Consider the following 23,437-nt stretch of genomic DNA (forward strand, 5'->3'; position numbering starts at 1 on the left):
GTGTCCAGCCGCAGCGGTAACACCTTCGCCCTCTACACCCGCGACGCACTCGGCATCAGCACACCCACCGCCGACTCGATCCCACGCCTGACCCCGCCGGTCCCGCGCATGCACGACGTGTACGTGCCGGAGACCTTCGGGGCGGCGTGGGATCGGTGGTGGACGCAGTCCTACGACCACGGCGGCGGAGGCCGCCCGCCCGTCGGCCTGCCCGAACAGATGCGCGCCGCCTACAGCCAGTGGACACCGAACCCGACCTCGCCCAGGCAGAGCAGGGCGCGCGACGACGCCAGAGCGGGCTTCCAGGTCGTGCTCAAGGAGATCGTCGACCAGCTCACCGGCGAACTCGGCCACCCACCCGTCTTCGACGTCCAGCTCGTCCAGATCCCCGTGGAGGGCCAGTTCTGGCGCCGCGTCGACAAGCGCACCGCGCTGGTGTCCGACGAGCTGCATGCCTCCCGCAACGTCCTCGCGCCGCTGGAGTCAGTGCTGCGCGAGCTCGCCCAGTAGCGCCTCACCCGTGCGGTACAGCTGCACCAGCAACGGCCGCAGCAGCATCCCGGCCGGCGTCAGCTCGTACGACGTCCGCACCGGGAAACCGGGGGAGCGGGAGCACGACACCAAGCCCTGCGCCACCAGCGAGTCCAGTCGTTCGGTCAGCACCTTCGCGCTCAACGACGGCAACCCCTCCCGCAACTGCGAGAACGACCGCGGCCCGTGCATCAGATCCCGCAGCACCAAGGTCGCCCACCGGCCGCTGATCGCAGCGAGCGCGATCTCGACCGGGCAGTCCTGCGACGGCCGGTTCCAGGTCACCGTTTGGTGACCCACAGAAGCGAACGCGACGCTGTCGGCATGTCCATCCACCCCGCCAGTGTCGCCCACGAGTTCGCCGCCGCGTTCAACTCCCGGAACGCGGACGCCGTCGACACCGTCTACGAACCGAGCGGCCTGTTCGTCCCCGAACCCGGCCGCACCGTCACCGGAGCCGCCCGGCGCGCCGCCAACCAGCGGTTCCTCGACCTCGGCCTGCCCATCGACGTCCGGCCACGCCACGTCTACGAACACGACGGCATCGCGCTGCTCATCGTCGACTGGACCATCGGCGACGTGCACGGCACCGCCACCGACGTCGCTCGCCGGGGCGAGGACGGCCGGTGGCGGTACGTGATCGACAACCCCTTCGGCACGGCCTAGGCCTCGGGCGGCTCCATGGCCCCGGTCATGATCGCCACCGCGTCCGACATCGAGATGGACTTCGGATCCACCACCGCCTTGCGCCGGCCCAGGCGCTGGATGTGGATGCGGTCGGCCACCTCGAACACGTGTGGCATGTTGTGGCTGATCAGGATCACCGGCAGGCCTCGGTCGCGGACCTGCAGGATCAGGTCCAGCACCGCACGGGACTCCCGCACACCCAGCGCCGCCGTCGGCTCGTCCATGATCACGACGCGGCTGCCGAACGCCGCCGCCCGCGCCACCGCCACAGCCTGACGCTGCCCGCCCGAGAGAGTCTCCACGGCCTGGCCGGGGTTCTGGATCGTCATGATCCCCAGCGCGTCGAGCTGACGACGGGCCTCGTCGCGCATGCCGGTGCGGTCGAGCATCCGGAACACCGAGCCGAGCACGCCCTTGCGGCGCAGTTCACGGCCCAGGAACAGGTTCGCCGCGATGTCGAGCGACGGCGACACGGCCAGCGACTGGTGCACCGTCTCGATGCCGGCCTTGCGCGCGTCCAGCGGTGTCGAGAACGACACGGGGGAGCCGTCGAGGAACACCTCTCCCTCATCCGGCACCACCGCGCCGGACAGCGCTTTGATCAGCGACGACTTGCCCGCGCCGTTGTCGCCGATCACCGCGAGGATCTCGCCCGGCAGCAGCTCCAGGTCCGAACCCGCCAGCGCCGTCACCCTGCCGTACCGCTTGACCAGGCCCGTTGCCTGCAGGATCGGGGTGGTCATGCCTTCACCTTCCTGATCCACTGGTCCAGCGACACCGCCACGATGATCAGCACACCGACCGCCATCGTCTGCCACAGCACGTCCACCCCGGCCAAAGCCAGGCCGTTGCGGAACACGCCGACGATCAACGCGCCGATCAGCGACCCCACCACCGCGCCGCGGCCACCGAACAGCGACGTCCCGCCGATCACCACCGCCGTGATGGAGTCCAGGTTGTCGGTCTGCCCCGCCTGCGGTGAAGCCGAGGCGATCCGGCCGATCAACGTCCACGCCGCCACCGCGTAGATCAACCCCGCCGTCGCGTACACGGAGAGCAGCACCCGAGCCGTGCGGATGCCCGACAGGCGCGAGGCCTCCAGGTCGTCACCGGTCGAGTAGACGTGCCGGCCCCACGCGGTGTTCTTCAAAACGAACGCCATCGCCGCCACCAGCAGCACCAGCATGATCGAGCCGTAGGTGATGCGCGTGCCGCCGACGGTGAACGTCTGCCCGGTGAACAGCAGCAACGACGGCATGTCCGAGCCCCGGATCGTGGCACTGCCCGAATACCAGAGGTTCAACGCGAAGAACACGTTCAACGTGCCCAGCGTGACGATGAACGGCGGCAGCTTCAGCCGCGTCACCAGCAGGCCGTTGAGCAACCCGCACACCGTGCCCACCAGGAACCCGAGCAGCAACGCCGGCAAGCCCGGCAGGCCGGTCTCCGACGCCACCTTCGCCATCACGATCGAGGTCAGCACCATGATCGCCCCGCACGACAGGTCGATGCCGGCGGTCAGGATCACGATCGTCTGTCCCACCGCGAGCGTGCCCACCACCGCGACCTGCTGCAGGATCAGCGAGATGTTGCCCGGCGTCAGGAACCGGTCCGACAGCAACGCGAACACGATCACCGACGCCAGCAGCACCACCGCCGGTCCGATCGTGGCCTGCGCGTGCAGCAGGTGCTGCACGCGCGTCAGCACGGAACGATCCCGTTCCTCCACCACCGCGGTCATCGCTTAGCCCCAGCAGTTCTGCAGGCCGAACGCCGAGTCCTTGGACTCCACGCCGTCCGCGGGCTGGTCGGTGATCAACGTGACGCCCGTGTCGGTGTTCTGCGGCTTCGAGCCGTCCTTCGCGAACTTCGACACCGCCTCCACCCCGAGCTGCGCCATCTTCAGCGGGTACTGCTGCGAGGTCGCCCCGATCACGCCGGACTTGACGTTGTTCACGCCCGGACAGCCGCCGTCGACCGACACGATCACGACGTCCTTCTCCTTGCCCGCCGCCTTCAACGCCTCGTAGGCACCGGCCGCCGCGGGCTCGTTGATCGTGTAGACCAGGTTGACGCCGGGGTCCTTCTGCAGCAGGTTCTCCATCGCCGTGCGGCCACCGGACGGGTCGCCGTTGGTCACGTCGTGGCCCACGATCCGCGGATCGGACTCGTCACCGATGCGGGCCTTGTCCTTCACGTCGACGCCGAAGCCCTCCAGGAAACCCTGGTCGCGCTGCACGTCCACCGACACCTGGTTCGGGTTGAGGTCCAGCAACGCGATCTTGGCCTGCTTGCCCTCCTTCGCGAACTTCGACTTCGCCCACTGCCCGATCAGCAACCCGGCCTTGTAGTTGTCGGTCGCGAACGTCGCGTCCGCGGCACTGGCCGGCTCCAGCGGCGTGTCCAGCGCGATCACCAGCAGCCCCGCCGCCCGCGCCTTGTCCACCGACGGCACGATCGCCTTCGAGTCGCTCGGCGTGATCAGGATGCCCTTCGCGCCCGACGCGATCAGGTTCTCGATCGCGTCGACCTGCGTCTGGTTGTCGCCGTCCTGCTTGCCCGCGAACGACTGCACCGTCGCGCCCGCCGACGAGGCCGCCTGCTGCGCGCCCTCCTTCATCTTCACGAAGAACGGGTTCGTGTCCGTCTTCGTCACCAGGCCGACCAGCGTCGTGCCACCGCCAGAGGACCCACCACCTCCGCACGCGGTGACCAAGGTGAGCAACGCCGCCGCGGTGATCCCGGCACTTCTACGCATGGCAACTCCTACGTCAACGTTGACGTAACCGCCCGTCCGAAGTCTCTCGGATCATGAATAGGAGAGCGGCTACGCGAGCTGTGCAACGGGTATACCGTTGCGTCATCGTTGACGCAAGAGGCGTAGGAAGTGAGCGTGGCGGAACATGGGCCAAAGCGGCGAGAGACGTGAACCCACGATGCGCGACGTCGCCGCCCTGGCGAAGGTCAGCATCAAGACCGTGTCCCGCGTGATCAACGGCCTGCCCGGCGCCGGCGCCGAGGTCGTCGACCGCGTCCGCGAGGCGGCCCGCACCCTGGGCTATCGCCCGAACCTGACCGCCAGCAGCCTGCGCCGCTCCGACCGGCGCAGCGCCACCATCGGCGTGCTGTTCGAAGACCTCTCCAACCCCTTCGACGCCGCCCTGCTGCGCGCCGTCGAGGACCGCGCCCGCCACGCCGGGGTCCTCGTGCTCGCCGGCAGCAGCGAGGACGACCACACCCTGCAACGCGAACTGCTCGTGTCACTGTCCACGCGCCGTGTCGACGGCGTCGTCGTCATGGCGGTGGGCGGGCATCAGGACGCCCTGCAACAGGAACGCGACCGCGGCACCCCGATGGTGCTCGTGGACCGGCCCCCCACCTTCGGCGGCACCGACTGCGTCACCACCACCAACCGCGACAGCTCCCGCGACGCCGTCCTTCACCTGGCCGGCCTGGGCCACCGCGACATCGCGTTTCTCGGCGACCGGCGCACCCTGTGGACCAGCCAGGAGCGCTACACCGGCTACCTCGAAGGCCTCGCCCAGGCGGGCCTGACCCTGCGGGACGAGCTCGTGCGCACCGACCTGCACGGAGCCGACCTCGCCGAAGCCGCCACCGGGGCGCTGTTCGACCTCGACAGGCCGCCCACCGCGTTGTTCACCGCCCAGAACCTCGTCACCGTCGGCGCCATGCGGCTGCTGCGCGCCCGCGACCTGCACCGCCGCGTCGCGCTCATCGGGTTCGACGACTTCCCGCTCGCCGACATGCTCGACCCCGGCATCACCGTCGTGCGCCAGGACGTGCCCGGCATCGGCCGCAAGGCCGCCGAGCTCATCTTCGCCCGCATCGACGGCGACACCTCACCGCCCGTGCACGCCGTCGTCCCCGCCGCGCTCGTGCGCCGCGGGTCCGGCGAGATCGCGCCGATCAGCTGACCGACAGCACCGCGTCGATCACCTGCGGCCCCGACACCAGCACCTCGTCGTTGTGGTCCGCACCGTCGACCTCGACGAGCTTCGCGCGTGCCGCCGTCGCCACCTCACGGCTCTGCGCGGGCGGCACCACCGAGTCCTTCGTGCCCAGCAGCACCACGGTCGGAACGTCCAGCCCGGACACCCGTTCCGTCACGGGGAACTTGTCCTGCAACAACGCCTTCACCGGCAGCCACGGGTAGTGGTGCGACCCGACCGCCGCGAGCGAGGTGAACGGCGAGCGCAGCACCATGCCCTTGGGCGCGCGGAACGTCGCGAGCTCCGCCGCCACGGCCGCGCCCAGCGACTCGCCGAAGTAGACGACCGGCCCGTCGATCAGGTCCAGCGCCGCCCGCGCGTCGAACGTCAGGCCCTCCTCCGTCGGCTTGCCGGGGTTGTCGCCGTAGCCGCGGTAGTCGAACAACAGCACCGACAGCCCGCGCGAGGTCAGTTCCCGCGCCAGCGACACCCGCCCCGTCCGGTTGCCGCCGTTGCCCGGGAACACGATCACCGTGGCGGTCGCGTCGGGCAGTTCGAAGTGCCAGCCGTCGAGCAGCAGACCGTCCGCCGTCACCAGCCGGACGTCGCGCCCACCGGGCAGCACCTCGTCGGCCGCGGGCACCGGGCCGGGGGAGGGGAAGTACACGAGCTTGCGCTGGAAGGTGAAGACCACGGCGACGATGGTGACAACCACCGCCGCCGCGATCAACACCGCCCTCCTCATGACGTCATTTCAGCAGCGTTTGCCCATCGTGGCGAAGTGCGCGCACTCCGGGTCGTCGTAGAGGTGCCCCTGCGCCTGCGTGCACACGTTCAACGTGCCCGACGATCACGCGACAGAAAAGAATCTCACGCACCGAACGGTGCCCAGCTCCGGTCAGCCAGCGGCGAATCACTCAAAGGTGTGGACTTCGGCACCGGCGAACAACGACGCGCCATCGAGGCCGGTCAGGTCCGCGCGGACCTGACCGGTGAGGACGTGTTCACCCTGATGAACGCCGCGGCGTGGACTGGGAACCACGGCACCGCGGGTCAGGCCGACCAGCTCGCCGGCCTGACCGTGCGGGGCTTCAGTCCGCCGGCGCGAACGGCACCAGCACCACGGTGATGTTGTCGTGGCCGCCCGCGTCCAGGGCGACCTTCACGAACTCCTCCGGCCCGCACGGCAGCAGCGGCTGCAGGTCCTCGGGCTCCGGCCGGTAGTTGTGCAGGCCGTCCGAGCACAGCAGGAACACGCCCGGCGAGGTCGGCTTGAGCGTCACGACCTGCGGTTCCACCCGGCCCGCGTCCGCGCCGATCCACCGCGACAGCACGTGCGCGCGACGGTCCGTGCGCGCCTGCTCCTCGGTCAGCACACCTTCGGCGACCAGCTGCGCCGCCCACGTGTCGTCCGTGGTGAGCTGCTTGGAGCCCTCATCCGACAGCCAGTAGGCGCGCGAGTCGCCGACCCAGCCGATCGTCACCGAGTTCTCCGTGACCAGCGCGGAGACGAACGTGCACGACGGCGCGACACCCCGGCCGCCCGCCTCCATCGGCTCCAGCTCGACCAGTTGCTCCACCGCGGAGCACGACGCGGCGACGGCGTCGACCATGGCCTGCTCGGGGTCCGCGGTGTCGATCAGGGCGTTGAGCAGCACGTCCACCGCGGCGTCCGCGGCGGCCTGCGAGGCCTGCTCGGCGCGTTCGGAGGAGGCCACACCGTCGCAGACGACGGCGGCGACACCCTTGCCCGCGACGTGACCGAACGCCATCGAGTCCTCGTTGCGCGCCCGCCGCTTGCCCCGGTCCGACACACCGGACACCGCGCCCAGCGCGTACTCGACCCGATCGCGCGCCGAGGGCTGGTGACGGCCGCACTGGGTGCAGTAGTCCTCGTCGTCGATGTCGGGCGACCCGCACAGGATGCACGAGGCCTGCGCGGGACCGGTCGGTCCGCCCAGCGGCGTGCGGCGGACCAGCAGGTTGCGTCCGCACGCCTCGCAGAACCGGTCCTCCGCCGCGACGGGCGCGAAGCACTCCGGGCACTTCAGGGTGTCCATCAAACCAACGTCCTAGGCCTTACCGCGTTCGCGCGGTCCACCAATGCGATCCGTTCCTCCGGCGTGGCCGCGAACCGGGCCAGCGTGCGATAGCGCGCCTCTAGACCCAGCCGAAGCTCGTGTTCGGAGAGTGCACAGTCCAGCACCTTGCCCTCGGCGGCCTGATTGCGGGTCACGTAGTCGTAGGCCGCCTCCAGCACCTCGGCCGACAGCTGCGTGTGCGAATGGACGTCGATGTCCAAGGCGTGCAACCGTTCCCCGGCCGCGACGAGGTCCTCCGCGCCGCAGTCACCGAGCTGCGCGCGCACCGCCGCGATCTGCGCCGCCAGATGTTGCGACGACGTGTCCGGCACCGACAACAGCACCTCGACCGCCCGAGCGCGTTCCCCGCACGCCAGCAGCACCCGCCCCAGCCCGAACGCCGCTGACACGTACGAGTGATCCGTGCTCCACACCAGCTCGTACCAGCCCGCCGCCGCCTTCAGCTCCCCGGTGGCCTCCGCGCACACGCCCAGCGCCAGCTTCGGGGCCGCCTCGCCCGGCACCGCCGAGCACACCGCGTCGAAGAACCCCAGCGCGTCGGAGGCCCGCCCGTCCGTGAGCGCCGCGAGGCCCCGGTACCAGTCCGGGCGCCAGTCCTCGGCCGGGTCGAGCTCCGGCTCGTCGAACATCGACGGCGCCGTGAGCGACTCCAGCTCCCGCATCGCCGCCTCGGTGTCGCCGGACTCGATGAGCACCCGCACGATCCGCAGCCGCACCTCCACCGTGAACTCCGGCGCCTTGCGCAGCCCCGCCGGATCCGACGTCGTCGCCGTCGCGAGCCAGGAGGCGGCGGCGTCGGAGGTGCTCACGCTCGGTGCCGGCAACGCCAGCGCCACCTCGGCGAGATCCAGCGAGCCCTCCACGCCGAACCGGCGGCGTTCCGGCGTGAACTGCCGCGACAGGCCCGGCCGCGGCACGCCGTCCTCGATCGCCAGCACCTCGCGCAGCACGCCCGTGAGCTGCTCGGCCATGTCCTCGGCCGAGCAGAACCGCAGCTCCGGGTTCGGGTTCGTGGCGCGCAGCAGCAGTCGGTGGAACGACTCGAACCGGCCCAGCAGCGGTTCCTCGTCGACCGTGGGCAGCCGGTCCTTGCAGCGGCCGCGGAAGTCGAACGGGAAGCTCATCACCGCCAAAGCGCGCCCGACCGTGTAGATGTCGGAGAACACCGACGGGCCGATCGTGCCGATCTCGGGCGCCTGGTAGCCGATCGTGCCGTAGATGGGGGAGTGGTGGTCGTCGATGCGCCGCACCGCCCCGAGGTCGATCAGCTTGAGCTGCTCCTCGGTGTGGATCATGTTGTCCGGCTTGAAGTCGCAGTACAGCAGCCCCACGCCGTGCAGGTAGCCGACCGCGGGCAGGATCTCCAGCACGTAGGCGATGGCCTGCGCCAGCGGCAGTGCCTCGTCCCCGCGGCCCTCCCGGCGCCGGCGCGTGATCATGTCCTTGATGGACTCGCCGCCGACGTACTCCATCACGATGTACTCGACGCGCTTGTCGCTGTCGCGGCTCTCGTGCCGGATGAAGTTGTGGATCTTCACGATGTTCGGGTGCTCGACCTCGGCCAGGAACCGGCGTTCGGCCAGCGCCGCCGCCATCGCGTCCGCGTCGCCCGAGTCGAGCAGGCCCTTGAGCACCACCCACCGGTCGCTCACCGCGTGGTCGAGCGCCAGGTAGAGCCAGCCCAGGCCGCCGTGCGCCAGGCAGCCCAGCACCTCGTACTGGTCGTGCAGCACCTCACCGGGCGCGAGCTTGGGCGTGAACGAGTAGGCGTGCCCGCACTGCGGGCAGAACCCCTCCACCCGGCCCTGCTTGCCGTCCTTGCGCCGCCCGACCTTCTTGCCGCACTTCGAGCAGAACCGCTTCGCCTCCGGCACCTCCGGCTGCTCCAGCACGGCGGTCTTCGGATCCCGGTACGGCACCCGCGGCACCTCGACCAGCCCGGCACCCAGCCGGCCGCGGCTCATCGACCGCGCGCTGCCCCGCCGCGTGCGGCCCGAGTTCGACCGCGACACCTCCTGCGACGACGACCAGGGCGCGGTCCCCGGCGCCGTCGACGGCCCTGTCTCGGGCAGCTCAAGCTCGTCACTCATCCCGGCCCCCTAGTCCCGATAACGCGCGACGGGCGGCGTTGGTGCCGGACCCAGCGGCGTCAGCCACCGCCGGTAGATCCCGCCCCACGTGCCGTCGGCGCGCATCCGTTCCAGCACGCCGTTGACGAACCGGACCAGGTCCTCCTGCCCCTTCGGCACGCCCACGCCGTACGACTCGTCGGTGAACCGCGACCCCACGACCTCGGTGTACGGGTCCTGCGCGGCCAGTCCCGCGAGGATCGTGTCGTCGGTCGAGATCGCGTCGGCCTGCCCCTGCTGCAGCATCACCAGGCAGTCCGTCCAGTTCGGCACGCTCACCGTCGTCTTCGCCCGGTTCACCACGTTGCCCAGCGACGTCGACCCCGACGCCACGCACACCCGCTTGTCCGCCAGGCCCTCCACGCCGGTGATGCCGGAGTTGCGGCGCACCAGCACCCGCTGCCCCGCCTGGTAGTAGACCTGCGAGAAGTCCACGTCCTTGAGCCGGTCGCAGGTGATCGTCATCGTGCGCACCACGACGTCGACCGCGCCGCTCTGCAGCATCGGGATCCGCTCGGCCGCCGTGACGACCTTGAACTGGACCTTCTTCTCGTCACCGAACACGGCCTTCGCGATCTGCCGCGCCACGTCGACGTCGAAACCCTCGATCTCGCCGGTGAACGAGTTGCGGAACCCCATCAGGTACGAGTTCTGGTCCACCCCGGCGATCAACCGGCCGCGCTGCGCGATCTTCGCCATCGTCGACCCGGACGGCATCTGCCCGGCCGCGGGCAACGCGCCCGGCCGCAGGCTCGCCGTCGCGTCACACGACGGCGGCGGGTTCGCCGAACTGCTCGGCGCCGCGGAGACCGTGCTCGCGTTCGCCGGTTGCGGTGCCGCGGCGCTGCGCGGCACGACCTCGCTCGGCGGCGGACCCGCCGAGCACGCTCCGAGCAGCATCAGCGCCGCCAACGCCAGTCGCCTCACCTGTACTCCTTGAGCCGCTGCCACAACCCCATCGCCGACCCCGCCGCGCCGATCAGCGCGAGCACCAGCACCCCGACCGCCGTACCCGCCAGCGACGCCCGCGCCACCGCCACCTCGTCGCTGAAGTCCTGCCGCGCCTCCCCGATCGCACGCACCAGGGACTGGTCCAGCGAGTCGAAGTACGGGTTGCCGATCAGCGCCACCGCGTCGCTGTACTGCCCGGCGTCGTCGGCCTCGCGGATGCGCTGGTGGACCTGCTGCCACTGCCGGAACTGCCGCATCGCCTCGTCGACCGCCTCGGTGCCGCCCAGGCGCGCGGCCTGGTCGAGCAGCCCTTCGAGCCGTTCGGAGACCTCGACGAAGTTCTTCTCGTAGGTCTGGCCCGCACCCCGCGCGACCAGCGTCAGCGTCTCCTCGCCCCGCGCGGTCAGGGTCGCGATCCGCGCCTGCGCCAGCACGTCGACCTTCTGCGAGGCCGCCCGCGAGTCCGACACGTTGTTCATGACCAGCACCGACACCGTCGTCACCCACAGCAGCGACACCACCGCCGCGCCCGTGGCCACCAGCAGGCCGACGTTGAGCAGCCGGTTCGTCCGGCGGGTCAGATACCGCTGGGTCAGCACGAGCGCGATCACGAACGCCAGCGCCACCCCGACCGAGCCCCAGGGGAAGTTCGCCTCGTCCTGCGCGCGCGACACCCGGTCCGTCTCCGCCCGGTACAGCTCCTGCGCCGCCGGCAGCAGCTGCGTGCGCATCAGCCCCGACGCCTCACGCAGATACGCCGCGCCCACGGGGAAACCCTGCCGGTTGTTCGTGCGCGCTGTCTCGATGAGTCCGGTGTAGACCGGCAGCTGCGCCGCCAGCGTCGCCGTCAGGTCGGGGGAGGAGGCCGTCGCCACCGACAGCGCCGCCTGTGCCTGCGCGATGTCCTTCTCGTAGCGTTCCCGCAGCTGGGAAGGCTCCAGCCCGCCAGACAGGAACGCGCTCGCCGCCGTCGCGTCCGCGTCCTGCAACGCCCGGTAGACCTCCTGCGCCGCGTGCGCGAGAGGCTCGGACCTGGTCGTCAGGTCCTCCAGCGCCCGCTCCTGGCGGTTCACGCTCCACGTCGACAGCCAGCCGCTCGCCAGGCTCGCCACCACCAGCACCACGACGATCAGGCTCAGGCGTCCCGGAGTCGACCGCGCCAGACCGGTGAAGCGGCGCACCAGCGCCTGCCGGGGCTGCGAGTCGATCACCACGAGCGGGCCTCCCAGCGGTGAAGTTGATCGGCGTGGCGTAACTGTAGGCACCCAAGTGACACCGTGTGGGAATTAACGACGCATCCCGCAAGGTGTCACTCAGCAGTTACAGCCGACGCGACTCGATCAGTCGATTGACGCCGTCGAGGATCATCTCCAGCCCGAACTCGAACGAGTGCTCCGGGCTGAACGCGCTCTGGTGCGCCTCGCCCACGGCGCCACCCACGCGTGCCGCCACCGGGAAGCGGGCCGGGTCGAACACCGTCATCAGGACCGGCGCCGCCGCGTCCCACCACTGCTGATCGGTCAGCCCCGTCTCCTTCTCGGTCACCGCCGCCGCCGTCAGGCCGCGCGCCGAGTTCTGCACGTGCCCGAGCACGAGGTTGAGCACCGAGTCCATCTCCACGTCCGACAGACCCACGCCCTCCAGGCCGCGCAGCTCGAAGTCGTACTTCGCCGCCACCTGCGGGCCCAGCACCGTGCGGGACGGCGCGACCTGCAACAACCACGGATGGCGTCGGTACAGCGCCAGGTTCTCCCGCGCCACGTACGCGAGGTGCTCCCGCCAGCCCTCGGCCGCCTCACGTCCGGTCGCGGCCTGCACGGTGTCGACCATGACGTCGATCAGCTCGCCCTTGCCCGGCACGTAGGTGTAGAGCGACATCGTCCCCACGCCCAGCGACTCGGCCACACGCCGCATCGACAGCGCCTTGAGCCCGTCCGCGTCGGCCAGCGAGATGCCCGCCTGCACGATCCGGTCCACGCTCAGGTCCGGCTTGCCCTTGCGCGACACGCGTTCCTGCGTGCGCCACAGCAACGCCAGCGTCCTCGCGGGGTCACCGCTGCCCGTGTGTTCGATCACGAACGCGACCCTACCGTACCGTATGGTGTACGGTACAGAGTATGTTCGTGCCTGCCGACCCGCCCAGATTCGGCCAGCTCCACGGAAAACCCCTGCTCGAAGCCCTGCCGGACGTGCTGCACGACGACGGTTACTGGGGAGTGGCCGCCGCGACCGCGCTGACCCTGGTGGCCCGCGGCCGGATCGTGCCCGGCGTGACGGCCGGGGGCCACGACACCTGGCGCGTCGGGCCGCTCGACCACGCCGACGAGCTGCACCTGCGCCAGCTCGCCGCACACGGCGACTACGACGAACTCCGCGGGTTTCTCGACGCCGTCGCCGACACGCTGCCCCGCACCGGCGAAGGACCGTTCGCCGGCACCGAACCGCACGACGTCCCCGAGCTCAAGACGTGGGCCGACGAGCAGATCAAGATCTCGCTGCGCATCGAGACCTCCGACGACCTGCGGTTCCGCGCGATCGTGCAGGTCCGCGCCATCACCGACCCCTACCCGCAGGACGTGCGGGGCTCCGGCCGCGAGCTCGACGCCATCAGGGCGATGGCCCGCGTCGACTGGCCGCCGCTGCAACGCCTGCTCGACCAGGCCGACCTCACCGACGGCGAGATCACCGAACTCCTCGGCACCGACATCGAGGTCCACTGGCCCCGCGACCTCGCCATGACCCTGTCCGCCAAGGCCGTCATCGGCGAGGCCGGCGGCCGGTTCGAGGCGGGCGACCTGCTCACGTTCGACTGGCGGCTCGCGCTCGGCGGCGAGGAGCTCACCGAGGCCGAGATGGACGTGATCGCCGAGGCGTCCCGGCCGATCGTGAAACTGCGCGACCAGTGGGTCCTGGTCGACCCGAAGCTCAAGAAGAAGGCCCGCCAGCAGCTCAAGCCGATCACCGCTGCTCAGGCCGTCACCGCCGCCCTCACCGGCGTGGCGATCATCGACGGCGAGCACGTCGAGGTCGCCCCGCACAGCCTCACCACGGCCATCGCGACAGTGCCGGAGTTCCCCCAGCCCGCGGCCTTGCGGGCACAGCTGCGCGACTACCAGTTGCACGGCCTGCGCTGGCTCGCCCACATGACCGGCCTCGGACTGGGCGCGTGTCTCGCCGACGACATGGGCCTCGGCAAGACCATCACGCTCATCGCACTGCACCTGCACCGCGACCACGAACTCCCGACGCTGGTCGTCTGCCCGGCGTCGTTGCTCGGCAACTGGGAACGCGAGATCCACCGGTTCGCACCAGGAGTGTCCGTCACCCGCTACCACGGTCCACAGCGGACGCTCGCCACTGGCGGCGTCGTCCTCACCACCTACGGCACCATGCGGCTGGACGCCGAGGCGCTGAGCGAGCACGAGTGGGGCATGGTCGTCGCCGACGAGGCCCAGCACGTCAAGAACCCGCACTCCGGCACCGCCAAGGCACTGCGCTCGATCCCCGCGGCGGCACGCGTCGCGTTGTCCGGCACGCCCGTCGAGAACTCGCTGTCCGAGCTCTGGGCCGTCCTGGACTGGACGACCCCGGGCCTGCTCGGCACGCACCGCGCGTTCCGGACCCGCTGGCCCGAACCCGACGACACCCTCGCCAAGGTCGTGCGGCCGTTCCTGCTGCGCCGCCGCAAGTCCGACCCCGGCGTCGCCCCCGAACTGCCCGCCAAGACCGAGACCGACCGGTACGTCTCGCTGAGCGTGGAGCAGGCGGCGCTGTACGAAGCGCTCACCAGGGAGACCCTCGACCAGATCGCTTCGAGCGACGGCATGGCCCGGCGCGGTCTTGTGCTGAAACTCCTGACCGGACTCAAGCAGATCTGCAACCACCCGTCGCACTACCTCGGCCACACCACTCCACAGGGCGCCTCCGGCAAGCTCGACCTGCTCGACGAACTGCTGGACACGATCGTCGCCGAGGACGGCTCGGCGCTGATCTTCACCCAGTACGTCGGCATGGCCCGGCTGCTGCAACAGCACATCAAGCAACCCACCCTGTTCCTGCACGGCGGCACCCCCGTGCCCCAGCGCGAACAGATGGTCGACGACTTCCAGAACGGCCGCGCGCCCGTCTTCCTGCTGTCGTTGAAGGCCGCGGGCACCGGCCTCAACCTCACCCGCGCCGACCACGTCATCCACTTCGACCGCTGGTGGAACCCCGCCGTCGAGGACCAGGCCACCGACCGCGCCTACCGCATCGGCCAGACCAGACCCGTCCAGGTGCACAAGCTCGTCACCGAAGGCACCGTGGAGGAACGCATCGCCGCACTCCTGCAGGACAAACGCGACCTCGCCGACGCCGTCCTGCACGGGGGAGAGTCCGCGTTCACCGAACTCACCGACGCCGAACTCGCCGAACTCGTCCAGCTCAGGAGCGCCCAGTGACCGCCCGCGGATTCGCCGCGTTCCCCAAGGTGAAACGCCGCGTCGCCACCACGTGGTGGGGCAAGGCCTGGGTGAAGGCCCTCGAGGACACCGCGCTCAACACCACCCTGATCCGCCTCGGCCGCCGCTACGCCCACGCCGGCGTCGTCGGCCCCATCACCGTCAGCCCCGGCCGCCTGCACGCCCAGGTGCACGACGACGACACCGTCTACAGCACCACCGTCCGCGTCCCGGCGTTGTCCGAAGTCCAATGGGGACGGTTCCTCGACCGCGTCGCCGAACACTCCGGCCACATCGCCGCCCTGCTGGACAACGACATGCCCCGCGACCTCGTCCTCGCCGCCGAAGAGTCCGGTGTGGACCTGCTGCCCGGCATCGGCGACCTCGAACCCGACTGCGACTGCGACAGCTGGGAACTCACGTGCCGCCACGCCGCCGCGCTCGCGTTCCAGGTCGGCTGGCTGCTCGACGCCGACCCGTTCGTGCTCCTGCTGCTCAAGGGAAAACCGGAACAGGAACTCCTCGACGCCCTCCGCGAGCGCGTCGCCGGCCCCGTCGGTACCAGAACACCTGTGGTGGTTTCCGTCGAAACGGCAGGTCAACTGCCTGCTCGTCCTTCGGTTCATGCCACCACACCTGTGGTGCTCGCGGTCGAACCGCCACCCGGCTTCGAGGCCGCGGAACTCGTGGCACTGATGGAGATCGCCGCGTCCAGGGCACGCGCGCTGCTGGGTTCGTGCACTCTCGAAGGGTGATCACCGAGAAGCAGAAGATGACGACCGGCCTGCTGTACAAGGACTCCGACCCCGAACTGGTCGCGGAACGCCTCGCCGCGCAGCAGTTGGTGGACGAGTTCAACGCCACCCGCTCCGGTGCGGTTATCTCTCGGCTCTTCGGCTCCATCGGCGAGGGCTCGTGGGTCATGCCGCGGTTCCAGTGCGACTACGGCTACCAGATCCACATGGGCTCCAACAGCTTCCTCAACTACGACGCCATCCTGATGGACTGCGCCACCATCACCATCGGCGACGACGTCTCCATCGGCCCCCGCGTCCAGTTGCTGACCGCCCTGCACCCCGTCGAGGACCACGAGGCCCGCCGACAGCGCTTCGAGTCCGCCGCGCCGATCACCATCGGCGACAACGTGTGGCTCGGCGGCGGAGTCATCGTCTGCGCGGGTGTCACGATCGGCTCTGACGCCGTCATCGGAGCCGGTAGCGTCGTCACGCGCGACATCCCGCCGCGCGTGCTCGCCGTCGGCAATCCCTGCAAGGTGATCCGTGAGCTATGACAAGCGCACCACCGAGCCGTTGGTCCTGCTCGGCCTGACCGTCGCCGCCCTGATCGCCTCGGGTATCGGCCCGTACGACCGCGCGACCTGGTACCTCGAAGTGGCACCCGTCGTGATCGGTGGGGGTGTGCTGATCGCGACCTACCGGCGCTTCCCGTTGACGCCGCTGCTGTACCGGCTGATCTTCCTGCACGCGCTGGTCCTGATCCTGGGCGGCCACTACACCTACGCGCGGGTGCCGGTGGGGTTCTGGGTGCAGGACCTGCTCGACCTGGCGCGCAACCACTACGACCGGTTCGCTCACTTCGTGCAGGGGTTCGTGCCGGCCGTGCTCGCCCGCGAGATCCTGATGCGCCGGACTCCGCTTCGGCCCGGTGGGTGGTTGTTCTTCCTCGTCGTGTGCGTGTGTCTGGCGTTCAGCGCTACCTATGAACTGGGGGAGTGGCTGGCGGCGGTTCTGGGTGGGGCGGCGGCGGATGAGTTCCTCGGGACCCAGGGCGATGTGTGGGACACGCAGTGGGACATGTTCATGGCCCTGCTGGGGGCGTTGACCGCGCAGTTGGCGTTGGGGCGGGTGCACGACCGGGAGCTCGCTCGTGTCCTTTGAGCAGGCCATCGCGCACGTCGCCGCGCGTTCGGCCGGCGGACTGATGCCGCGCGACCTGCGTGTGACGCTCAACTTCCACCCCGGTCGCGGCGTACTGGCGAAGCTCGCGCGGGAGGGCGTCTACCGCTCCCAGTTCGAGACCGGCACCAGCAACGGCGGTCTCACCGCCCACCCCGGCGGCGCCCGCTGGGACTGGGAGAGCCGCCTGTTCGGCGGCGCCTACGACCACGCGAATCCCGCCGACCGGCCGAAGTACGGCGCGCTCGACCATCGCGGGCTGGAACACGGCGCCGCGCCGCGGTTCGGCTCCGCCCACCTGCGCCTCAAGGAACACGTGCTCGACCGCACGACGTTCTGCTACCCGGACAGCGTCTTCGACCCGGTCCACTTCGGCACCGCGCAACGCTTCGCCCTGATCGAACGCGCCGACGCCGACGACCGCGACCCCCTCGACGACTACGTCGAGGCCCACGTCCACGGCCCCGTCACGCTCGACGACGTCGAAGCGGTGGTCCTGGACCCGACCTTCCCCGACGTGGACCTGCCCTGCCCGGTGGAACGGCACTCCGGGTTCCGGCTGTCCACACAGGACCTCCTGCGCCACTCGGACTACCGCACACCCGAGTCCGTCGCGTTAGGACTCGCGATCGCGCGGGACGGGGTCATCACCCCGGACCTCCTGGAGGCCGTCGAGGCGCCACCGCAGGTCGTGAAGCACCTGTGGCACCACCTCGCGAGGTTTGGTCACCCCAGGTAGATCGACGCCAGCGCCCGCACCGACTCCGTGACCTGCTCCCGCAGCTCCGCCGGTTCCAGCACCTCGACCTCGCCGCCCATCCGCAGCAACATCCCGGTCGCGTGGCCGAGAGACTCGATCGGGATCGTCACCCGCACGCCCTCACCGTCGTCCACAGCGGACTCCTCGGCCGCCCGCGCCACCACCGGCAGCACGTTCGACGAGAACGACTCCCAGCCCCGCGCCGACAGCCTGATGACCGCCGAACCCGTGTACTGCCGCGATTGGAACTCCTCCAACGAGGCCGTCCAGTGCGCCGCCAGGTCGAACGCCTCCGGGCGTTCGAACGTCTCCTCCAGCACGGCGGCCGCCTGGATCTGCGACACCCGGTACGTGGAGATCCGCGTGCTGCCCTGCGCGACCAGGTACCAGCGACCGGCCTTCAGCACGAGACCCAACGGCCGCAGCACGCGCGTGACGTCCTCCGGCGCACGCCACCGCCGATAACTGACCTCCAGCAGCCGCTCGCGCCACACCGCGTCCGCCACCAGCCCCAGGAACGGCGAGCGCTCCGGGTCGTAGTACCAGGCGGGCGCGTCGAGGTGGAAGCGCGTCGCCATGTGGGAGGCCCGGTCGCGCATCGACGACGGCAACGCCGCCATCAACTTGAGCTGCGCCGCCGACACCGCGTCCCCGAGCCCCAGATCCGCCGCCGCACCCGGCAGCCCGGCCAGGAACAGCGACTCCGCCTCCTGCGCGGTCAGCCCGGTCAGCCGCGTGCGGTAGCCGTCGAGCAGCTGGTAGCCGCCGGACGGGCCCGCGTCGCCGTACAGCGGCACCCCGGCCGCGTGCAGCGACTCCACGTCGCGGTAGATCGTGCGGACCGACACCTCCAGCTCGTCGGCCAGCGCCTGCGCCGTCATCCGGCCCTTGGCCTGCAGAAGGAGCAGTACGGACACCAACCGGCTCGCACGCACGCGGATACACTGACACACCCTGTCAGTGATGGCGTTCGCGGTTGCTCACCTGCAGCTGTAGATCGAGGTGCACGGCGCCGGCTCGGCGGTGTTCTCCATGACGATCAGCGCGATGAACAGGGCAGCACCGACGGTCGGGACGATGACCAGCATCCACATCAGGATCCGGCGGATCGAGTGCAGCAGGATCACAGCCTCGGTCGTCGCCTGCACACCCGCCTCCTCGGTCGTCGCCGCGGCGCGAATGCGCCGCAGCGAGTCCGCTGGATACGAGCCCGTCCAGTCCGGGCCTGTACCGGGTCCGGACTCCTTCTGCACCTGCAGCCCGAACGCGCCGGCCATTGGATCGGTCTTCGGCTCATCGGACACGGTGCCACCTCTCGCCTGCGCTCAACGGCCTACGCGTGCGGCCGAATGCACGGACTGTCGCAGTGCTGGCCGACCGCGTTACCCGCCCAAAATCACTGACACACCCTGTCAGGGTTAGCTCATACGTTCGACCCATGGCTTTCTACGAGAAGGAGCTGGCGGTCAGGGAACCGCTGGTCGTCGCGGGCAGACACGTCAAGCGCTACGAGGTGGTCACCCCCGGACTGGAGATCACCGACGACATCCGCGCGGCCGCCTACGCGTTCCTGCCCAAGATCTACCCGGACTTCGACGACCCGACCCCGCCCGCCACGGTCACCGTCCTGCACCGCAGCTCCGCCGGCATGTACCTCAACGCCTACAACTGGGTCTGGGACAACGTCCTGCACTGCCGCACCGCCGTGTCCGGCGACCAGCCGTTCCTCGGCTCGACCGACCCGGACCTCACGCGCTTCACCGTCATCCCGAAGGACCTCATCGGCTGCGTCTGGGAGCTTCCGCCGCTCGCCCACGAACGCACCGCGTGGGTGCGGCACGTGCTGGAACCGGACGTCCCTGACTTCGAGGGCTACCTCGCCGACGTGATGGCCGAGGGCCTGGTGGGCCGATGAGGCAGGACTGGCAGGGGGCGCCTTCCCGCTGAAAACGGGTGGACGGCGGCGTTAGGTTCGCAGGCATGACCACTCCGGAATCCGTCGTGCGTGCGTTGGCCGAACCCACGAGGCTGCGGGCGTTCGCCGCCGTCGTCCTCGGCGCGGGCACGCTGGCCGACATCGCCGCCGCCTCCGGGCTGAAGGCCAAGGACGCCGGCACCGCGCTGACCAAGCTCCGCGAGGCCGGGCTGGTCGAGGGGGAACCGGCCCGGCCAGCCGATCTCAAGCCGCTCGCGGCGACGCTCACCGAGTCGATGCCCGCGGACGGGCTCGCTCCGTTCATCAGGGGCGACAAGCTCGTCTCGCTGCCCGTCGCGCACGAACGCCGCCGCAAGATCCTCGAACACGTCGCCTCGCACGCCTTCACCGCGCGGACCTACTACGAGGAGAAGGAGATCAACGAGCGGCTGAAAGCCTGGTGCGACGGGGGAGAACTCGACCACGTGACCATCCGCCGCTACCTGGTCGACTTCGGCCTGCTGGAGCGCGGCGGCGGCATGTACCAGGCTCAGCCTCTACCGATGTAGGGCATCGCGGTCGCCATCACGGTCATGAACTGCACGTTGGCGTTGAGCGGCAACTGAGCCTGGTACAGGACGGCATCGGCCACGTGCTGCACGTCGAACGTCGGCTCAGGTTTGACCTCGAAGTTCGCCTGCAGCACGCCGGCGCCCATCCGCTCGGTCATCTCCGTCGCCGCGTTGCCGATGTCGATCTGCCCGCACGCGATGCCGTAAGCGCGGCCCTCCAGCGACAACGACTTGGTCAGCCCGGTCATCGCGTGCTTGGTCGCGTTGTACGCCACCGCGTGCGGGCGCGGCACCGACGCCGAGATCGAGCCGTTGTTGATGATCCGGCCGCCGCCGTGGGTCTTCATCACCCTGAACGCCTCACGTGCGCACAGGAAAGCGCCCGTCAGGTTCACCCCGACGACCTTCTCCCACGCACTCAACGAGAACTCCTCGATCGGCGTCGCGCGGACGTTCATCCCGGCGTTGTTGAACAACACGTCCACCCGGCCGAAGCGCGCGACCACCGCCTCGAACAACGCGACGACCGAGTCCTCCTGCGACACATCCGCCGGCACGACGAGAGCGGAACCGGGAAAGCCCTCTCCGGTCTCGATCAACGCGTCCTCGCGCCTGCCTGCCAGAGCGACCTGGAATCCCGCCGCCAGCAGGGTTCGCGCCGCCGCGCGCCCCACCCCGGAACCCGCTCCCGTCACGACCGCGACTGCCATCGGTGATCTCCCCTCGATCCAGCGATTGCCCGAAGTGTCCCCTGTGGAGTACTTACAGGTGTGGAGTGTGAAGAGGACACCTGCCTGCTGTGCGCAGGGTCCGGAACGATGTCGTGGCAACAACCCGTTCCCGGTCCGGAAGGCCTTGTGCTGCACGAGATGTCGCACCCGTGCCCGCGCGGGTGCTCCGGCTGGTGGAAGCTTCCGCACGGGGAAAGCAGAGGCATCGTCACAGGCAATGTCGCACGCGCCAACGAGATTCCGGCCGGACCGTCCACGCAGGCTTGATCACCGAGCGTGAACGGTGGGGGTCACCCATTATTGCCGGGAGGGTCCCTGCTTGGCGGCTGCCCCCACTCGGAGTAGAAGCGGACACTGTTCTTCTGTGAAGGAGTGCAGCCGTTGCCTTGGTTCTGGACTCAACGAGGACCGGACCGCATGCCGGGTCTGCGGGGGCTTGGGACAGGTCCCCGACAGATAGGTGTCGCTGAGCCCTATTTCTTCGTCATCAAGGTCGGGCCGAGGATCCGGCGGGCCAACCGCCGGGTCAGCGACTTGGACTGACGATCCTGCGCCGCGGTGGTCGCCGCCGGTGTGGCGGCCGGTGCGGGGGCCGGTGCGGGGGCCGGTGGAGTGACCGCCGCGGGAGCGGGTGTCACCGGAGCGGGCGTCACCGGGGGAACTCCGGGAATCGTCGCCGCGTCCTGCACGGGGATCGTGATCTTCGCGAACACCTGGGTCTCCGCCTCGACATTGCCGGGCTGCTTCTGCTCGATCGGCACGGCGAAGATCTTGCCATCGGTGTCGTTCAGGCCTCGAATGAGGGGCGGCTCCCCAGCCTCGGGTGACGCGCGTCACGCAGCACACTGGGCCGTGACGGCCCCAGGCGGAGTGTGATGACTGAGACGACCGAGCGCGCGAACGTCGGGCCGCCCGACACGCGCCTCTGGGAGCAGATCGCGAAAGGCGACCACGCCGCGTTCACCGAGCTCTTCGAACGCCACGCCGAAGCGGTCTGGAACTACGCCTACCGGCTGACGGCCTCCTGGTCGCAGGCCGAGGACCTGCTCTCCGCGACGTTCCTGACCGCGTGGCGCAAACGCGGCGACGCCCAGCTGGTGCGCGACTCCGCGCTGCCGTGGCTCTACACGGTGACCGCGAACCGGGCCCGCACCGAGTGGCGGGCCTCGCGCAGAGCTCTGCGGCTGGTCACGAAGCTGACGCCGCAGGACGAACGCGACCACGCCGACGACGTCGCCGCCCGCACCGACGCCCAACGCCGCCTCGCCGCAGTGGTGGCCGCCATCGCGAAACTGCCGGCCTCCGACCGCGAGATCGCCCAGCTCTGCCTGCTGGGCGACATGTCCACCGCCGACGCCGCCGCGCTCCTCGGCATCACCGAGTCGAGCGTCCGCGCCCGCGTCTCCCGCACCCGCGCCCGGCTGCGCGACCTGACCCCCGAGGACACCCCGTGATCGACCAGCTGCCCGAACACCGCGCGCTGCCCGACGACGTCCGCATGCGCGCCCGTCAGCGTCTCTCCGAAGGCATGAGCCCCGCCGCCCGCAACGGCAGGCCGATCCTGATCGCCGCCGGCGTGAGCATGCTCGCCGCGGGCGCGGTCTTCGCCGGCCAGACACTTCTCGGCAGCTCAGCCGACGTCGCCGAACCGCCCGTGCAGCACAACGGCGAGTTCGTCGGCAAGGACCGCGGGATCGTCAACCACGTCGAACGCGACAAGGTCGACCCCGACGTGCTGGCCCGCTGCGCCGCGGCGGCCACGGCCCACACACCCGTCGCCGAATGGACGCCGATGGCGACCAGCCACAAGAACGGCACGGTGCTCACCGCGTTCCGCACGGCGGCCGGCGTCTTCTTCTGCGCGAACACCGCGACCACGACGACGATCTCCGCGCCGAACCCCGCCGTGCCCGAGGGCCGGCGCCAGGTGGAGATCCTCTTCACCACGCCGACCGGCGCCATGGCGGGCATCGTCTCGTCCGACGTGAAGTTCCTGAGCCTGTCCCAGATCGCCGACTCGGGCCAGAACAACACGATGCCCGCCCTCGTGGACGGCCTGTTCCTCGCGCCCAGCGGCTTCCAGAAGGCGGAGAACGGCACGAAAGCACTGGTCAACGGCGAGGAGTTCGCCGTGCGGGGCGTACCGAAGCCCACCGCGTCCGTCCTGGACCGCCCGCAGCCGCCCGCCGCCCGCGACACCCCCGAGGCCAAGCGGTTCGGCGCGTGTCTGAAGGACAGGGCTGTCCCGGACCCCGGCCAGTTCGCGCACGGGCTCACGGCCAAGGTCAGCGCCACCGACACGATGATCACCGGCCGGTTCGGCGACCTGCTGTTCTACTGCCGTGACGCCGACCACGACCCGACGCCCGGCATGGTGTTCGACCTGGACGACCTGACCGAGTACCGCGGCCAGACCATCGCGGGGATGACGGCGTTCTACGACTTCAAGCCGTACAAGGTGAACGAACAGGGGGAGTACTACGACGGCGGCAGCAGCAACGCCGCGGCCATCGGCCTGGTCCTCGACCCTCGGGTCGCCTCGATCACCTACACCAGCCCCGGCGCGGCCGACGTGCCCGCGACGCTGGGCAACGGCACGTTCGTGCTGGCCGCGAAGCTGCTCGACCGTCATCCGGAGGCGCGCGTGGTCGTGCGGGACGCCGGCGGGAACGTGCTGGAGACGATCACGCCGCAGAACCCGTCGTAGACAAGTTGGTTAGCATGGCGAAGTGACTGTGCAGGCGGCTCCGGCCG

General features: G+C 70.1%; 28 protein-coding genes. 14 read left to right on the top strand and 14 right to left on the bottom strand.

Annotation, left to right across the window (positions count from 1 at the left end):
* Positions 1–510: a hypothetical protein gene (locus tag SK854_RS40690; RefSeq protein WP_319980481.1), complete on the top strand. Its 510-nt coding sequence runs from the start codon at positions 1–3 to the stop codon at positions 508–510.
* On the opposite strand, the gene SK854_RS40695 is transcribed toward SK854_RS40690, so the two are convergent.
* A complete protein-coding gene (locus SK854_RS40695) occupies positions 484–816 on the bottom strand; it encodes a winged helix-turn-helix transcriptional regulator (RefSeq protein ID WP_319980482.1) in 333 nt (110 codons plus the stop codon). The two genes, SK854_RS40690 and SK854_RS40695, sit on opposite strands and share 27 nt — an antisense overlap.
* A gap of 39 nt (positions 817–855) precedes the next feature.
* Between SK854_RS40695 and SK854_RS40700 the strand changes: the two genes are divergently transcribed.
* Positions 856–1,197 carry a YybH family protein gene (locus SK854_RS40700; RefSeq protein WP_319980483.1) on the top strand — a complete coding sequence of 114 codons (342 nt, stop codon included), beginning with the start codon at positions 856–858 and terminating at the stop codon, positions 1,195–1,197.
* On the opposite strand, the gene SK854_RS40705 is transcribed toward SK854_RS40700, so the two are convergent.
* The 3 genes from SK854_RS40705 to SK854_RS40715 are packed head-to-tail and all read right to left on the bottom strand — an operon-like array spanning position 1,194 to position 3,976.
* Positions 1,194–1,961 (bottom strand): ATP-binding cassette domain-containing protein, encoded by a 768-nt coding sequence (locus SK854_RS40705; protein WP_319980484.1) that lies wholly within the window; start codon positions 1,959–1,961, stop codon positions 1,194–1,196. The two genes, SK854_RS40700 and SK854_RS40705, sit on opposite strands and share 4 nt — an antisense overlap.
* The gene (locus SK854_RS40710) at positions 1,958–2,959 is read right to left on the bottom strand and encodes an ABC transporter permease (RefSeq protein ID WP_319980485.1); all 1,002 of its coding nucleotides are present in this window, start codon (positions 2,957–2,959) and stop codon (positions 1,958–1,960) included. Before SK854_RS40710 ends, SK854_RS40705 begins: the two co-directional genes overlap by 4 nt.
* A 3-nt stretch (positions 2,960–2,962) precedes the next feature.
* On the bottom strand, positions 2,963–3,976 hold the full coding sequence (locus SK854_RS40715) for a sugar ABC transporter substrate-binding protein (RefSeq protein WP_319980486.1): 1,014 nt from the start codon (positions 3,974–3,976) through the stop codon (positions 2,963–2,965).
* 178 nt (positions 3,977–4,154) lie between these two features.
* Here SK854_RS40715 and SK854_RS40720 point away from each other — a divergent pair, with 178 nt between their 5' ends.
* On the top strand, positions 4,155–5,153 hold the full coding sequence (locus SK854_RS40720; RefSeq protein WP_319980487.1) for a LacI family DNA-binding transcriptional regulator: 999 nt from the start codon (positions 4,155–4,157) through the stop codon (positions 5,151–5,153).
* On the opposite strand, the gene SK854_RS40725 is transcribed toward SK854_RS40720, so the two are convergent.
* Complete coding sequence (locus tag SK854_RS40725) at positions 5,146–5,913, bottom strand: alpha/beta hydrolase (protein WP_319980488.1); 768 nt, start codon at positions 5,911–5,913, stop codon at positions 5,146–5,148. The genes SK854_RS40720 and SK854_RS40725 overlap by 8 nt on opposite strands.
* 180 nt (positions 5,914–6,093) lie before the next feature.
* Between SK854_RS40725 and SK854_RS40730 the strand changes: the two genes are divergently transcribed.
* Positions 6,094–6,297 carry an SbtR family transcriptional regulator gene (locus SK854_RS40730; protein ID WP_319980489.1) on the top strand — a complete coding sequence of 68 codons (204 nt, stop codon included), beginning with the start codon at positions 6,094–6,096 and terminating at the stop codon, positions 6,295–6,297.
* Here SK854_RS40730 and SK854_RS40735 read toward each other — a convergent pair.
* From SK854_RS40735 to SK854_RS40745, 3 genes are read right to left on the bottom strand one after another with little or no spacing between them, the layout of a single operon-like run.
* Entirely contained in the window at positions 6,260–7,228 is a 969-nt protein-coding gene (locus SK854_RS40735) for a PP2C family serine/threonine-protein phosphatase (protein WP_319980490.1), read from the bottom strand. The two genes, SK854_RS40730 and SK854_RS40735, sit on opposite strands and share 38 nt — an antisense overlap.
* A complete protein-coding gene (locus tag SK854_RS40740; RefSeq protein WP_319980491.1) occupies positions 7,228–9,360 on the bottom strand; it encodes a serine/threonine-protein kinase in 2,133 nt (710 codons plus the stop codon). Before SK854_RS40740 ends, SK854_RS40735 begins: the two co-directional genes overlap by 1 nt.
* A gap of 9 nt (positions 9,361–9,369) precedes the next feature.
* The gene (locus SK854_RS40745; RefSeq protein ID WP_319980492.1) at positions 9,370–10,038 is read right to left on the bottom strand and encodes a glutamate ABC transporter substrate-binding protein; all 669 of its coding nucleotides are present in this window, start codon (positions 10,036–10,038) and stop codon (positions 9,370–9,372) included.
* On the opposite strand from SK854_RS40745, the gene SK854_RS40750 reads away from it, so the two are divergent.
* On the top strand, positions 10,016–10,339 hold the full coding sequence (locus tag SK854_RS40750) for a hypothetical protein (protein WP_319980493.1): 324 nt from the start codon (positions 10,016–10,018) through the stop codon (positions 10,337–10,339). The two genes, SK854_RS40745 and SK854_RS40750, sit on opposite strands and share 23 nt — an antisense overlap.
* On the opposite strand, the gene SK854_RS40755 is transcribed toward SK854_RS40750, so the two are convergent.
* On the bottom strand, positions 10,323–11,564 hold the full coding sequence (locus tag SK854_RS40755) for a hypothetical protein (protein WP_319980494.1): 1,242 nt from the start codon (positions 11,562–11,564) through the stop codon (positions 10,323–10,325). The genes SK854_RS40750 and SK854_RS40755 overlap by 17 nt on opposite strands.
* Positions 11,565–11,670: 106 nt before the next feature.
* Positions 11,671–12,426, bottom strand: coding sequence for a TetR/AcrR family transcriptional regulator (locus SK854_RS40760; RefSeq protein WP_319980495.1), 756 nt, complete (start codon positions 12,424–12,426; stop codon positions 11,671–11,673).
* A gap of 41 nt (positions 12,427–12,467) precedes the next feature.
* Between SK854_RS40760 and SK854_RS40765 the strand changes: the two genes are divergently transcribed.
* The 5 genes from SK854_RS40765 to SK854_RS40785 are packed head-to-tail and all read left to right on the top strand — an operon-like array spanning position 12,468 to position 17,444.
* On the top strand, positions 12,468–14,789 hold the full coding sequence (locus tag SK854_RS40765; protein WP_319980496.1) for a DEAD/DEAH box helicase: 2,322 nt from the start codon (positions 12,468–12,470) through the stop codon (positions 14,787–14,789).
* Positions 14,786–15,544: an SWIM zinc finger family protein gene (locus SK854_RS40770; protein WP_319980497.1), complete on the top strand. Its 759-nt coding sequence runs from the start codon at positions 14,786–14,788 to the stop codon at positions 15,542–15,544. Before SK854_RS40765 ends, SK854_RS40770 begins: the two co-directional genes overlap by 4 nt.
* Before the next feature lie 17 nt (positions 15,545–15,561).
* Positions 15,562–16,080, top strand: a complete 519-nt coding sequence (locus SK854_RS40775) for a sugar O-acetyltransferase (RefSeq protein ID WP_406601895.1) — start codon at positions 15,562–15,564, stop codon at positions 16,078–16,080.
* A complete protein-coding gene (locus SK854_RS40780; RefSeq protein ID WP_319980499.1) occupies positions 16,070–16,687 on the top strand; it encodes a DUF2238 domain-containing protein in 618 nt (205 codons plus the stop codon). The genes SK854_RS40775 and SK854_RS40780 overlap by 11 nt, the downstream gene beginning before the upstream one ends.
* A complete protein-coding gene (locus SK854_RS40785; protein WP_406601890.1) occupies positions 16,677–17,444 on the top strand; it encodes a DUF3626 domain-containing protein in 768 nt (255 codons plus the stop codon). Before SK854_RS40780 ends, SK854_RS40785 begins: the two co-directional genes overlap by 11 nt.
* On the opposite strand, the gene SK854_RS40790 is transcribed toward SK854_RS40785, so the two are convergent.
* Positions 17,432–18,382, bottom strand: coding sequence for a helix-turn-helix transcriptional regulator (locus tag SK854_RS40790; protein WP_406601891.1), 951 nt, complete (start codon positions 18,380–18,382; stop codon positions 17,432–17,434). The two genes, SK854_RS40785 and SK854_RS40790, sit on opposite strands and share 13 nt — an antisense overlap.
* Before the next feature lie 63 nt (positions 18,383–18,445).
* The gene (locus tag SK854_RS40795; protein ID WP_319980501.1) at positions 18,446–18,769 is read right to left on the bottom strand and encodes a hypothetical protein; all 324 of its coding nucleotides are present in this window, start codon (positions 18,767–18,769) and stop codon (positions 18,446–18,448) included.
* 134 nt (positions 18,770–18,903) lie between these two features.
* On the opposite strand from SK854_RS40795, the gene SK854_RS40800 reads away from it, so the two are divergent.
* Together SK854_RS40800 and SK854_RS40805 are read left to right on the top strand one after the other, a co-directional pair.
* Positions 18,904–19,380, top strand: coding sequence for a hypothetical protein (locus SK854_RS40800; RefSeq protein ID WP_319980502.1), 477 nt, complete (start codon positions 18,904–18,906; stop codon positions 19,378–19,380).
* A 65-nt stretch (positions 19,381–19,445) separates the two neighbouring features.
* Positions 19,446–19,949, top strand: a complete 504-nt coding sequence (locus tag SK854_RS40805) for a DUF2087 domain-containing protein (RefSeq protein WP_319980503.1) — start codon at positions 19,446–19,448, stop codon at positions 19,947–19,949.
* Here the strand turns inward: SK854_RS40805 and SK854_RS40810 are convergent.
* Positions 19,931–20,662 carry an SDR family oxidoreductase gene (locus tag SK854_RS40810; protein WP_319980504.1) on the bottom strand — a complete coding sequence of 244 codons (732 nt, stop codon included), beginning with the start codon at positions 20,660–20,662 and terminating at the stop codon, positions 19,931–19,933. The two genes, SK854_RS40805 and SK854_RS40810, sit on opposite strands and share 19 nt — an antisense overlap.
* A gap of 494 nt (positions 20,663–21,156) precedes the next feature.
* Positions 21,157–21,444 carry a hypothetical protein gene (locus SK854_RS40815; protein ID WP_319980505.1) on the bottom strand — a complete coding sequence of 96 codons (288 nt, stop codon included), beginning with the start codon at positions 21,442–21,444 and terminating at the stop codon, positions 21,157–21,159.
* 114 nt (positions 21,445–21,558) lie between these two features.
* Here SK854_RS40815 and SK854_RS40820 point away from each other — a divergent pair, with 114 nt between their 5' ends.
* Together SK854_RS40820 and SK854_RS40825 are read left to right on the top strand one after the other, a co-directional pair.
* The gene (locus SK854_RS40820) at positions 21,559–22,137 is read left to right on the top strand and encodes an RNA polymerase sigma factor (protein WP_319980506.1); all 579 of its coding nucleotides are present in this window, start codon (positions 21,559–21,561) and stop codon (positions 22,135–22,137) included.
* Positions 22,134–23,390: a hypothetical protein gene (locus SK854_RS40825; RefSeq protein WP_319980507.1), complete on the top strand. Its 1,257-nt coding sequence runs from the start codon at positions 22,134–22,136 to the stop codon at positions 23,388–23,390. The genes SK854_RS40820 and SK854_RS40825 overlap by 4 nt, the downstream gene beginning before the upstream one ends.
* Positions 23,391–23,437 lie beyond the last annotated feature (47 nt).

Source organism: Lentzea sokolovensis, assembly GCF_033949975.1.
In the GTDB taxonomy this organism is placed as follows: domain Bacteria; phylum Actinomycetota; class Actinomycetes; order Mycobacteriales; family Pseudonocardiaceae; genus Lentzea; species Lentzea sokolovensis.